The organism is Kothea flammea, from assembly GCF_052161645.1.
In the GTDB taxonomy this organism is placed as follows: Bacteria; Planctomycetota; Planctomycetia; order Pirellulales; family Pirellulaceae; genus Laterigemmans.
The window spans coordinates 339,354-351,244 of the sequence record NZ_CP197414.1; the positions used below are offsets into that span (position 1 = coordinate 339,354).

The window sequence follows — 11,891 nt, forward strand, 5'->3', positions numbered from 1 at the left end:
AAGTGGGAAAGTGGGGTGGTGACCAAACAGTCATCCTCCACTGGTTGGCAATGCAAGCCGCGTTCCGCCTTTGTAAAGACCCATTAAGGCGTCTTGATGCCATCTTAATGGGCCAGCATCTTCCTTTAATCGCATCGCCGGATGCGATTTGCCTAGTTACTAGGCAGCCTTGCTGATGCGCTTTTCAGCGGCATGAGCAAGACTGCGGTCCCGTGCCGGCTTGCTAGCGTCGTGCTGGCGAGCCACCAGCGGGGGGCGATATGCCTGTGTTGGGTGCCGCCAGCCTGACTGGTGGCGAGAAAGGATTTTCGTTCACCGACAGTGGCACAGGAGCTGGTACGGGAGCTGGTACGGGGGCTGGCACGGGAGCTGGTACGGGTACCGGCGTTTGGCCGTCCATTAGTTCCATAGGCAGGGCTTCGATGATCATCCCTTCGGCTGGTCCGAGGCTGACTCCGCCCAGCGGTTGTCCTCGACCGACGGTATCGGGACGAATGGTCCCTGGGTCAATCCAGAGGCCTTCCGCGGTCAACTCCATCGTCCCCAAGTCGAGATCGAGACCTCGGCGAATGACTTCGTAGTTAACCCAGATGTTGAGGAACGCGTTTTGGGCACTGAGTAGGTCATTGAGGGCGAAGATAATATCCCGCGCGGCTGTCGGACCGCTCGCCAACCCGCTGGCCTCACGCAGTTTGCGAATATCTTCGTTGAGCGTGATTTGGTCAGCCGCGATGCGGACTGCTTGGCGTTGCAGTTCAAAGTTAATCTGGTTCGCTCGCAGTTGGCGAAGCTGGGCTCTGAGGAGTTGCCAGACGGAGTCTTCAACTTGGTAGAAACTCCGTTTTGCTTGCTGATATTCGATCAGTGCTTGTCGGTAAGTATTACGTTCTTGCAAGCGGGTGATCGGTGCGTCCCACTGGAGCCCGACTCGCAGGCTCCCGCGGCTGTCGCGGAAGTCGAGCGGATTATTTGAGTCTGCTGGATTTCGCAAGTCACCACTGAAGGTGAGATCCAGGTTGCTCTCCAGGTCGTCCGCATTGAACTCGACCAATCGCCAGGAGTCGACAAGTGAAGCGCGGGCGTTGGCGATATCGCGTCGGTTGGTGATGGCGATATCGAACGCTTCACCTTGTGTGAGATCGACTTCTGGCAGAGCGACCGCTTCGGTGCGGGCGCGAGCTTGGACGAGTTGCAGGGCGAGGATATCATCGGAGAGATTGGAGAGAATTGTTTGGCTCGCCAGGATCGCTTCCTCGATGATTCGCCGGGTCAAGGCGTTGCTGACTGGCTCGGCATTCGCGTCTTCCGCGGTGGCGGCCTCCGTTGCTTCCTCCGCAGCAGCGGCCACGTCGGCAATCAGCGTATCGAGCTGGTTGTCGAGCATCGCCAGTTGATCGCCATAGCTGGCGATCCGCTCGGTCAGTTTTCCGAGTTCGTCGCGCAGTTGTTGGCCGACGCGTTCGGTCTCGCTGAGGTTAAACAGCTCGGGATCGATCGTGGAGATTGGCAGCAAGGAACAGATCTGTTCTTTTTCTTGTTCGTAGATTTCTGACAAGCGTTCATTTTGCCCACGCCGCAACGGCAGCGCCTCTTGCAGTTTGGCGATGTCATCCGCCACGGCTGGAAGGTCGGCTTCAAGCAGCTGTTGTCGCAACATGGAGATTGGTTCTACTTGCTCTTGCAGTTCGCTCAGCGCGTCCACCAGCGGAACGCTCGCAGGGATGCGGCGTTGCGGCAGGCCAGTTTCCTGGTTGATTGATTCCTGTCCCAGGTTCAACATTCGCGTATTGATAGAGCCGACATCGAAGCGTATATCGGTAATTTCGTTGCGGCGATTCTTGAGCTCTTCGGTGATTAACTCGAACTGATCCAGCAGCGGGTCATTCAGTTGCACGCAGATATATGGCGGTAGGCCGAGATCTCCCAAGAACGAGTCGACTGTCGATTCGAAGGCCGTTCTGGCTTGCAACAGCTGGCTGTTTGCGCTGTAGAGTGCGCTGCGAGCTTGGGCGATCTGTAGTTGCTGCCGCGGGATTTCTTCTTGGTCGGCGGGAATCGTGGTTAGCTGCAAACGCAGGGTGTCCTCCAGCAACAGCAAGTTTTCACGCAACCTGGCAACGTTTTCCTCTTGGTTGCGGATTTGCAGTTGATCTTGCAGGAGTCCCAGGAAGCCACCAGCTTGTGCTACGAAGCCGCCGCCGCCAATGCCTCCGCCGCCACCTCCCAGGCCGGCGAACCCGCCGCCCAGTCCGGTAAAGCCACCGAGTCCGACGCCGAATACCCCGCCCGATCGTTGCACGCCACGTTCGGTGCCGCGGCCGGTGGTGATATTTAGGTAAAAGCTGCGGCGGTATCGCTCGAAAGTCCGCACGTTGGCCAGTAGTCGGCGTTCGGAGAGGGTCAGTCGCTCCATCACGCGATCACGTCCGGCGCCCCGTAGCAGCGGTTGGAACAGCGTGAAATCGAGGATGCTGTTTGGTGCGCTTTGGGGATTGGGGCCAGACAAATCCCAGACGATCGAGTTGGCCAGGCCGACCACCAAATCGGCACCGGTCACGAAGGATCGCTGCAGGGCGATCGGTCGCCGGCCATTGGAAAATGGGCCGAGAGCGATTTGCGTCGTCGCCGAGTCGCTCGCCGTGCGGTCTTCGCCGAGCCCGGTCAGGGAGCCTTGCGCGCCGCCGAAGAATTGGGTGTCAAAGCGAAAGCGTTCGCTGCTGACGTCGAGCGCCGACAGATAGAGCGTCTCGAGTTGTTGTTGGTAGTCGGTCGAGTGCAGGAGCGCGAGTTGCACCGAATTCTCCGCGTTCAGCACCAGCACGCCATCTTCGTTGAGCGGCAAAAATTGGTACCAATCAGGGCTTTCCTGCGCGTTCGTCGTGCCGTTGGCGTGCCACATCGGATAGCCGCGACGGCCGTCAACGCAGTGCATATAATTGTGCGACAGCGGGTCATCCGTCGGCATTGGCGGACGGTCCGGGTCGAACGGGTTATACATTCGGCTGCGTCGATCCAAGTCAATCCGGAGTGGTTCGGGGGGGCATTCACCCGCGTCCCGGACTTTCTCGTCGATGATCCCGTAGGCCTCAGAATCGGCCTGGGCGCGATAGTAAGAGCGTTGACAGCCAGTCGATGTGAGCGATATCGAGCCGCACAGCAGCAGCAACGCGGCTCGCAGCCGAGTGCGTTTCCGGCCATGCTGGACACTTGTTTTTTTGATTTGCATCCTTGCCTCGTCGCGTCGTCGGAATAACCTTAGAACAATCAAGTCCGTGTGCACACACGCTGTTTTCCCCGCTTGGGGGCAAACTCGCTTGCCGTTTGGTGCGTTTTTTGGGGTTCTCCCGGAAAACGCACAAAGGCCGAACAGTTTGCGTACAGCAATCGTGAGAGAGCGACGGCTTGGATTGATTGTGCCAAGCAGTCGGCCGCCAACAGTTGGTTCGGTGCGACGGCTGGTGCGACTTGATGCGACAGGACCGGTTATGGCGAAGTGAGTGGTCAGCCGGTTCGACGTCTGTCGGTTGAGCTGATTGTGCTGGCTGGCGCGGTCGAAGCAGTTCCTGTCGACAGATTTATTTGAGAAGCTGGGTGTACCTGGGCAGAGAAAACTTGACGGCCCAGATCTCCCAACTTAACATCGATAACTACGTTCACTCGTCTTCGAGCTGTCCTGAGGTGGGACGGCGTATTCTGGCGCGCTGGATGCCCACGGGCCTTAGCTAATGAAGATCGTCTTCCTGGTCTTGTTGTTTGTTTACGTCATCGCCTTCTTCTGGATCATCTGGAAGTGTGCCGCGAATTGGCGTTGGTATCAGCTGGTATTCGTTGCCATAACGTTTCTGCTGACGATTCCGCTGCTGCCGATGACGGCCGTGGTATTGAGGAGTCGCGTCGCTACATCCAAACAGGCTAGCGATTTGCAGGCCCGGCTGGAGCGTGCTGAGAAGGAGCAGAAGGACTGGATTAACGGCGTTCCTAATGATCCCCAGCGGGATCCCGGGTTGCTGGTAATGCAGGCCGAATTGCGGGCTTTGAATGCCGAGGTGGGGCGAGTGTTCCGCGATTTAGAAGTTCGCGACCGGGGTCCCAACGGGGTTGTTTTGGCCCCCTCAGCCCCCGCAGTCGCTACTCCTGATGGCATGCCGATCGACGACGCCGATCCGAATGCTGCGAACCCACCCCCTGAAATCCCCTCGCTGGCTGCTAGCAGCATCGTCTACGCCTTCGCCGAGCGTGTGCTCACCGAAGGGGGCACTGCGCTGCCGGTGGCCTATTTAGGGGAATTCCGCGTGGCCCAAACCGCCGCGGATAGCTTCACGATCGTCCCCATTTCGCCTTTGGAGCCAGAGCAACTCCGGGCTGCGAACAATTCCAATCGCTGGGCACTTTACGAATTAATGCCCACCGATTCGCACGAAGCTTTCGTGAAAGCTGACACCGTGCCGGACAATGAGCGGCTGTTTGGCGAAATCAATTCCGAGCTGGTGCGGAGCTTGCTCGCCAGCAGTATCCCCCCTCAAGCGCTGGAAGAGTACTTGCGGGATGGGACCAGTGTGTTGCCTGATGATCGTCCGGAGACGCGCTGGATGCGAGTTGAGTTTACTAAGAAATACGAGTTGACTGTCGATGCGATGGAGCAGCGAAGTGCCATTGATGGTGGGTTTTTCGATGGTCTTGGGCAAGCGGTCGATAGTCGTCTGCAGCGGGCTGATGGCGACGTTGTATCTTTCGACGTGGGAGATCAACTCGTTGTCAAGTCGGAAGCTGGGCAATTACTGGTCGGCGAAGGGGTGGTTCAGGTCATCGACGAGTACTTCGTCAGGCCGCTCAACAGTTACCGGTTGGTGCTCAAGTCGATGCGGCAACAGATCGATTATTTGAACAGCCAAGCTGTCAATTTGCGACGGCAACAAGCGGTCTTGCAAGACGCGTTAACATTAACGACTGAAATGCAGACCACCGGTCAGCAACGCAAGTTAGAGCTGGAGAAGGATGAGGCTCAGGTCGGGAAAGAACTCGCAGCAATCACCGGCTATGTGAATGACATGCAAGCCGAATTGAGTGAGATGAAGCAGACCATGGCTCGGCTCTATCGTGAGAATCTCAGCGGCCAACGTGAATTGGCGTCCATCCAAGCGGCGATCCGCAAGGCTGCCGATCAGCGTGCACAAGCCGCCGTCGGTGGCTGATGCCGCCGACTGATTTTGCAGCGCTCGTCGCAAAGATTGTCAAACGCTGGGCGAGCCTCGTCAGAATGGACGCTGGCCCGCGTTGAAGATCGCACTGAGATATAGGCTGCCTCCATTTTCGGCGGCCACCGGAGTGGCGTGCTTCATGCTGCTGCGGACAGCCCGCAGCAAATCGCGGCGGCTGATTTGCCCCAGCAAGCGGCCTGATCGACAAAGTACGGGAAGCCGTCGGCAGGACGCATCCAAAAAAGTTTGGGCGATCGTCAAGAGGTCCGTCTCCTCGCTGATCGTGGGCGGATCGGTTTGCACGAACTGCATTAAGTTGGAGGTCGGTAAGGCATCATAGGTGGTGTGAAGCACGAACTCCAAGGAAGATTTCTCCGAGAAGATACCCAAGAATCTGCCCCAGGTATCAACTACTGGAGCACCTGAAATGCGGTGCCTCAGCAGCACATCAATGGCTTGCGAGGTATCCATTTCTGGGCTGAGGGTAACGAGATTGCGGACCATCATGTCACGGGCGACGATTGGTTGATCCATGGTGAAGCACTCCGAATTGCTGGGAGACGAGAAAAGCGGCCAGTGCGCATCATTTCGGCAATTTCAGGGAAAGTCAACGAAATTCTAGGGTGTCAAGGGGGTATCCGCAGTTCCGACGGGACAACAGCCGCTTTGAAGCGTATACTGGAGCAACTCGCTGGTTAGCGCGCTCACTCATTGTTCACCCCACTCTCGGAGATGAACTCCGTTGGATCACTTTTCGATCACATGCACGACCTGCGGACGCCGCTTGCGGGTGAAGGATCGGCGTTTGGTGGGGCAAATTGTGGCTTGTCCGAAGTGCCAGGCGATGGTTTTGATTGAACCGCCGGCAGACGACCCGGCCGCCCCACTCGAATCATCCGCGTCGCCCATGCCAGCTAAATCTTCAGCTGCCGAGCCAGGCGTTCGTTCGCGTTCGGGTGCCGCTGGGAAACATCGACTAGCAATGGGGGATGAGTCGGTTGACAGCGAAGCGTTGACGCAGGAGCGAATCGCTCCGCTAGATAATGCTCCGCTCGATCATGTCGCGGGTGATTTCGCGCAAGTCGACTTTGGGGCAGAGCCATCCGCCGCCACCGAAAGCTGGCTGGGGGGCGAACTGCCTCCAGCAAGTCTCCCACCGTTAAGTCGTCCACCCGCTTTTGAAGGTGAAGCCGATGCGGCCGAGGACCTGGCTGGTGCGGTTCCGCCAATTGCTTTTCAAAGTGAAGCGGCGGCACGCAGGCGTCAAATCATTGCCGTCGGCACTATTGCTGGTGTCTCGTTGCTGCTGGCGGCAACCATCTTTGGATTGGTCGTCCGCAGTTGGCGAAACGGCAAGCGGCAAGCTTCGCAGCAAGCAAGCGGAGTGAACAATGGTGATCCGGCGGGTGCCGACGCGGTCACGGCCGGTACGCCTCAGCCCGATAGTGCTGAGCCCGATCTAGCTGAGCCTGATCTAACTGAGCCTGATCTAGCTGAGCCTGATCTAACTGAGCCTGATGATGCTGAGCCTGATGATGCTGCGGCTGAGCCAGGTTCTCCGGTCGGCGGTTTGCCTGCGGGGGGGGAGGATCCGTTTCAGGGTCCGGCTTCTCCGCTGGGTGATGGGCCGCTGGGTGATGGGCCGACTTTGCAGGGTGGTGCGGCGGTCGACGACGCGGCTGAGGGGCCGATCGAGCTGCCCGCCGGGTTACAACGCTTTGTTCCATTGTTGCAGCTCGATGAGGCTGCGGTGACCAACGCGGGCAATCAGGCAGCCGCCCCACCGACGATGGCCGACTTGGTGATTCGTCGCCCCGAGTTGGCAGTCCGTGAGACCGATTATCCAGAACCCGCCGAACGCGTCGATGTGCAGAAACAGCTGAACGTGCGCGTCAAACAGCTGCAAGCGGTCGACCAGCCTTTGGATCGCTTGTTGCGAGTCGTTGGGCAGTTGGGGGGAATACCTATTGAATACGAGTTGCTGGCGTTGGACCTCGCCGGCATGTCACCGCGGACAGCCGTGACACTGGAAGTTGGCGAAACGACCGCCCTCAGCTTGTTGGGTCAAGTGGTGCAGCGGGCCGGGTGTCGCGTGGCTTTGACCGACGGCATCGTCTCCGTGCTCCCCGATAATCAGCGGCTCGCTAACGCTATGCAGCAGGCGTTCACGATTGATGACTTGCAGTCTGATCCGTTGCAAATGGCAGCCGACATGAAGCTTTTGCTGGGGCCCACTGCCGCGGCGGCTAAAGTCTCGGTCGAGTCAGGAGTCCTCCAAGTTGAGGGGCCACCGCAGGTGCGAGCTCGAGCCGCATTGTTGTTGGCCGCTTGGCGACGAGCCCGCGGCTTGGATTTGCCACTTGGGGCGGGAGCCGTTGATCGTTGGATCGCGGTTTACGATGAGAGCTTGGGCCCGCAAAATCGGTTTGCCGATTGGCAGCCTTTGCCGGAAACGCCGACCGGTTTGAATCTCGATAATCCGTATTCGATTGAGATGATTCTAGGCGCGTTGGCCCACGAGTCTGGCGCGGCGTTGGTGGTTGACTGGCAAGCCGCTTGGTCGCACGGCCTGACGCCGGGAGCAACTGCTTTGCCTTGGACACGAGGCACTAAAGCGTTTCAGGTTGCCCAGCAAGTGCTGGCTCCCTACGTTTTGACGGCGCTGGATGCGGGCCAAGGTGTGTGGTGGCTGGGCACTGAGGAAGTTTACGAGGCGATGCCGATCGTGGGCGTCTTCAGCTCGCAGCAAGCCGTCGATGAGACACGAGCCAAAATTGCCGCCGCAGCCGGTATGGTTGCCACCGAAGTACCGGCCGTGCATGATTCACAAAGTGGCAAGTGGATCGTTTTTTTGCCACGTTACATCCTGCGGGAATTGCCCGCACTCGTCAAATCTGAATCACCCTAGCAGTTCAGTTTCAGAGCGATTCCTGCTATGACGCGGCTCAGGCGTCGTTGCCTGGATCGCGATCGCCACGACCACCTGCTTCCCGGCCACCGCGACCACCACGTCCGCCAGCTGCTCCACCGGCGCGGCCACCGCGACCACCTGCTTCTCCACCACCACGGCCACCGCGTCCAAAACCACCACCCATTGCTCCGGCGGGCATTTCAAAGGGTTCGCCAAGCATCTCGGCAAAAGTCTTGGTCTGCTTTTCGGTCAACACGGCTTTCATGTTTTTCATTTGCTGTTCTTGCATTTCCCGCATTTTTTTGCCGATCGCGTCACGATCGCCGGCGCGGAACAGCTCTTGCATTTGAGTCCTCATTTCTTCGCCCTGCTTGCGGCGAATGTCCGACATTTTTTCCGTTTGGTCGTCGGTGATCTCTAATTTTTTGATCACATCAGCGTTGTTGAAAGCGCCAACCCCTTGTTGTTGGAGGGCGATTTGACGGGCGCGATCGAGTTGTTCGGGGAACAGGACTTCTTCGAGTTGCTCGGTGACTTTCTTGCCGATCTCTTCGCTCTGCTTTCGCATCTTTTCCATCATCTTTTCCCGTTCGGCTTCGGACGCGTCCCGCATGGCGCGGAAGTCGGGTCGCTCGACTCCTTCGGTGGCCGATTCACTCACTTTACCGATCGCTTCGATCTGATCGGTGCTCATGTCGATTTCCTTTTGGACAGCTTCAACACGCAGCAGACCGAGCAGCATCATGTCGCCGCCACCGCCGCCCATCATGCCCATGCCGCCGCCAAAGCCACCGCCGCCTCTGCCACCACGTCCACCTTGAGCAAAGCATGGGGTTACCAAAAGTACACTGAGAAGCGCCACTGAAAGCAGGGCGCGGCAAGATGTGAGCTTCATCGCAATTATTCTCCGAACGGAAGTAAACAAGGGATCAGGGGGCAGAAAAGAACCGTTTCCGGCTCGGATCGCGAGTGAGGCAGGTCAGTATCCCCTCAGGGGGGTTGACCTGTCGACTCATCCTTATCTTTAACCGCTCGGCACAGGGCAAGTTCCGCCGAGCGGGGACAAATAATCGAAAGGAAAGGGAAAACGGTTCGTTATTCCGATTTGCTGGAGCTATACAGCGGGTGTTCCGGGTTTCCGCCACTTCGCAAATAGCCGAGCAAGTCCATAATCTCTTCCGCATTCAGAGTGTTCAGCAACCCAGCCGGCATCAGGCTGTTGCTCGCCGGACGGGCCTCTTCGATCGTTTTGCGATTGATCGAAGTTAGGCTGGAGGGATCCAGCAGGTTGGTCAGCACTTGCAGATTGTTGCCATTCATGTTGATCACCTTGCCAACAATCACCTCGCCGGCATCGGTGAGGAATTGCGTGGCGGCGTACTGATCACTGATTTCCTTGTTCGGATCAATGGTTGCCACGAGCAAATCTTGAGCGCTGAACCGGCCGCCAGCACCGGTCAGGTCGGGGCCCAAGATGCCACCGCTGATTCCCATCCGATGGCACTTGTAGCACTGAGCCGCCGCAAACATTTGCTTGCCACGTTCAAAATCAAAAACGTGGTCTTTGGCGGAAATGATTGGTTGCAAATCGGCAACGCTCCATTCTTTCACCAGCGGACGGGGTGCCAGATCGGCCAGCGGGTCGCGGGGAGCCGTCGGCTTTAACAGCTCGGCAAATTCCGCAAGTTCTTGTTCACTGAGGGTTTGCTTGGCAGCGTTGCGAATGTTTTCCAAGAATCCACCAAACGACATGCCACCCCGGCTCGACGCGGCTTGCTGGAACCATCCAAAGTATTTCTCGCGGTCACCCTCGCTCCAGCCCTCGCGTTGGTCGCGCAAGACAAATGCGTAATGGATTTGATCTTCTTGGCTCGGTGCGGAGGTTAGCAATTCAAGCGTTTGCGGAATTGCCTCGGGAGCTTGCAAATACACCAGCAGAGCAGCAAGTTCTCGATCAATCCGGTTGTCTTTGCTGGGCAGATGCTGGCCTAACTGCGAGCTGACTTGTTCACGTTGAGCCGCTGTCGGTTCTCCCAAGCGAATGAAAGTTAACCCATAGGCTCTGAGCAGGGCGAGCCGGATTTCAGTGGGTAGCTGTTGCCAATCGGCGCGGAGCAAGTTCTCCACCGCCACCGGTTGGTCGGCTTCGCTGCCGCAACGAGCCAGCGCGACGGTGCCGATAATCCGTGCCGTGTCGTTGTCTGTCGCTGCTACTAATTTCTTCCACCTGGCCACCGGCTGATGTTCCAGAGCGATGCGAGCGGCAAAGCGGATCCCCCGATCGCTGTGTCCCAAAGCTGGCAGAGCGGCCGAGATGACGGCTGCGGACTCGGGTGGTGACGCACTGCTGTGATAGCTTTCCAGTTGCTTTCGTAACTCGCGTAGCTGTTGAGCGGTTGCCGTGCTGTCGCCGTCTACATGGTCGCTATCCACGGGAGTTGTCGCTTCATCTCCCGTGTACTGAATTCGATATAGTCCCGATTGAGTGCGACGACCGCCAATGGCAAAGTAGAGCGCGCCGTCGCCAGGGTGCACAACCATGTCGGTTACCGGCAGCGGCGCGGCGGTCGCAAACGTTTCGTAAGTTCCACCGTAAGTGCTGCCATCTTCCTCCAAGTGCACGGCGAAAATATTGCCGTAGCTCCAGTCGGCCACGAATAGGGCACGCTGATACTTGGCTGGGAATTTAGCGCCGTGGCCAAAGCAAATGCCGGTCGGCGAACCAGGGCCAATGTCCACGGCCGCACCAAAACTATCTGGATAGTAGGCTGGCCACTTGCCTGTTCCGTTCCGCCAACCATACTCCCCGCCGCTGATCACGTGGTTGACGCGAGTGGGCCGATACCAGGGAGTGCCAACGTCCCATTCCATGTCGGCGTCGTACGTGAATAGCTCTCCCTGCCGGTTGAATGCGATGTCATATTCATTCCGAAACCCCGTGGCGATCAGCTGTAGATCCCCGCCGTCGGGCGCGAAAGAAGCAACAAAGCCGCCTGGGGCCAAGCGTGACGCGTTGTGTCCGCGAGCGTCGGGCATGCGACCTAATAAATGGTCCTCGGACCAATTGCGGGGCACGCGGCTGTCGGAAATTTCCTGCGGCAGCGTCGTGTTGTTGCCGGCGCACATTACGATTCGCTTGCCGTCCGGCGTCAAGATCAACGCGTGCGGACCGTGCTCGCCGCCGTTGTTCAGCGGAATCAAGTGCTCGACGCTATCAAATTGATCGTCGCCGTTGGTGTCGCGGAGCCGATAAACACCGCCGGCTCGCGCGCCTTGGCGACTTTGGTCGTTCACGTTGACATACAGACTGTCGAAGGCAAACAGCAAACCTTGCGCGGCACCCATGTCGATGTCGAGCTGTTTGACAATCGGAGCCTTTCCTTCGCCAAGCGTGACCCGGTAGAGATCGCCATATTGATCACAGGCGACCAGTCGTCCCTTTGGATCAACCGTTAGGCTGACCCAAGAGCCCTGCTGTTCCGCTGGGACTTCGTAGACCAATTCCACCTCGAATCCAGCGGGGACTCGGAAGGCTGCCGCGGGGGTGACACCCAAACCTTCAGTCGCACTGGCCGAAGTGGTGAAGCCCAGCCCCCATGCCAACGCCAAGCATGGCAACAAGCTGGGCAGGACTTTTGCTAGCCAGCCGCAAACTGCTGAGCGGGGCGAGACTGAGCGGGGCGAGACTGAGCGGGGCGAGAGCGCGGAGGCAGGTAAAAAACAAGGCATGCGGGCTAATTCCAATCAACGAATCGATAAGCTCTGGTAACATCACGGTTGGG

Annotated in this window: 6 protein-coding genes; 2 read left to right on the forward strand and 4 right to left on the reverse strand. The window is 58.2% G+C overall.

Going from position 1 to position 11,891, the window contains the following annotated elements:
- Positions 1-223: 223 nt before the first annotated feature.
- Positions 224-3,226, reverse strand: a complete 3,003-nt coding sequence (locus SH139x_RS01210; RefSeq protein WP_488353469.1) for a TolC family protein — start codon at positions 3,224-3,226, stop codon at positions 224-226.
- Positions 3,227-3,725: 499 nt separating this feature from the next.
- Here SH139x_RS01210 and SH139x_RS01215 point away from each other — a divergent pair, with 499 nt between their 5' ends.
- Positions 3,726-5,192 carry a hypothetical protein gene (locus SH139x_RS01215; protein ID WP_488353470.1) on the forward strand — a complete coding sequence of 489 codons (1,467 nt, stop codon included), beginning with the start codon at positions 3,726-3,728 and terminating at the stop codon, positions 5,190-5,192.
- Positions 5,193-5,252: 60 nt separating this feature from the next.
- On the opposite strand, the gene SH139x_RS01220 is transcribed toward SH139x_RS01215, so the two are convergent.
- The gene (locus SH139x_RS01220) at positions 5,253-5,732 is read right to left on the reverse strand and encodes a CBS domain-containing protein (RefSeq protein WP_488353471.1); all 480 of its coding nucleotides are present in this window, start codon (positions 5,730-5,732) and stop codon (positions 5,253-5,255) included.
- 208 nt (positions 5,733-5,940) lie between these two features.
- On the opposite strand from SH139x_RS01220, the gene SH139x_RS01225 reads away from it, so the two are divergent.
- Positions 5,941-8,106 (forward strand): hypothetical protein, encoded by a 2,166-nt coding sequence (locus SH139x_RS01225; protein ID WP_488353472.1) that lies wholly within the window; start codon positions 5,941-5,943, stop codon positions 8,104-8,106.
- 37 nt (positions 8,107-8,143) lie between these two features.
- On the opposite strand, the gene SH139x_RS01230 is transcribed toward SH139x_RS01225, so the two are convergent.
- Together SH139x_RS01230 and SH139x_RS01235 are read right to left on the reverse strand one after the other, a co-directional pair.
- Complete coding sequence (locus SH139x_RS01230) at positions 8,144-9,004, reverse strand: hypothetical protein (protein ID WP_488353473.1); 861 nt, start codon at positions 9,002-9,004, stop codon at positions 8,144-8,146.
- A 200-nt stretch (positions 9,005-9,204) separates the two neighbouring features.
- Positions 9,205-11,838, reverse strand: coding sequence for a c-type cytochrome (locus tag SH139x_RS01235; RefSeq protein ID WP_488353474.1), 2,634 nt, complete (start codon positions 11,836-11,838; stop codon positions 9,205-9,207).
- Positions 11,839-11,891 lie beyond the last annotated feature (53 nt).

Excerpts from the sequence above, each read along its gene's own strand:
- SH139x_RS01210 (WP_488353469.1), bottom strand. The coding sequence starts at position 3,226 with ATGCAAATCAAAAAAACAAGTGTCCAGCATGGCCGGAAACGCACTCGG.
- SH139x_RS01235 (WP_488353474.1), bottom strand. The coding sequence starts at position 11,838 with ATGCCTTGTTTTTTACCTGCCTCCGCGCTCTCGCCCCGCTCAGTCTCG.
- SH139x_RS01220 (WP_488353471.1), bottom strand. The coding sequence starts at position 5,732 with ATGGATCAACCAATCGTCGCCCGTGACATGATGGTCCGCAATCTCGTT.
- SH139x_RS01215 (WP_488353470.1), top strand. The coding sequence starts at position 3,726 with ATGAAGATCGTCTTCCTGGTCTTGTTGTTTGTTTACGTCATCGCCTTC.
- SH139x_RS01230 (WP_488353473.1), bottom strand. The coding sequence starts at position 9,004 with ATGAAGCTCACATCTTGCCGCGCCCTGCTTTCAGTGGCGCTTCTCAGT.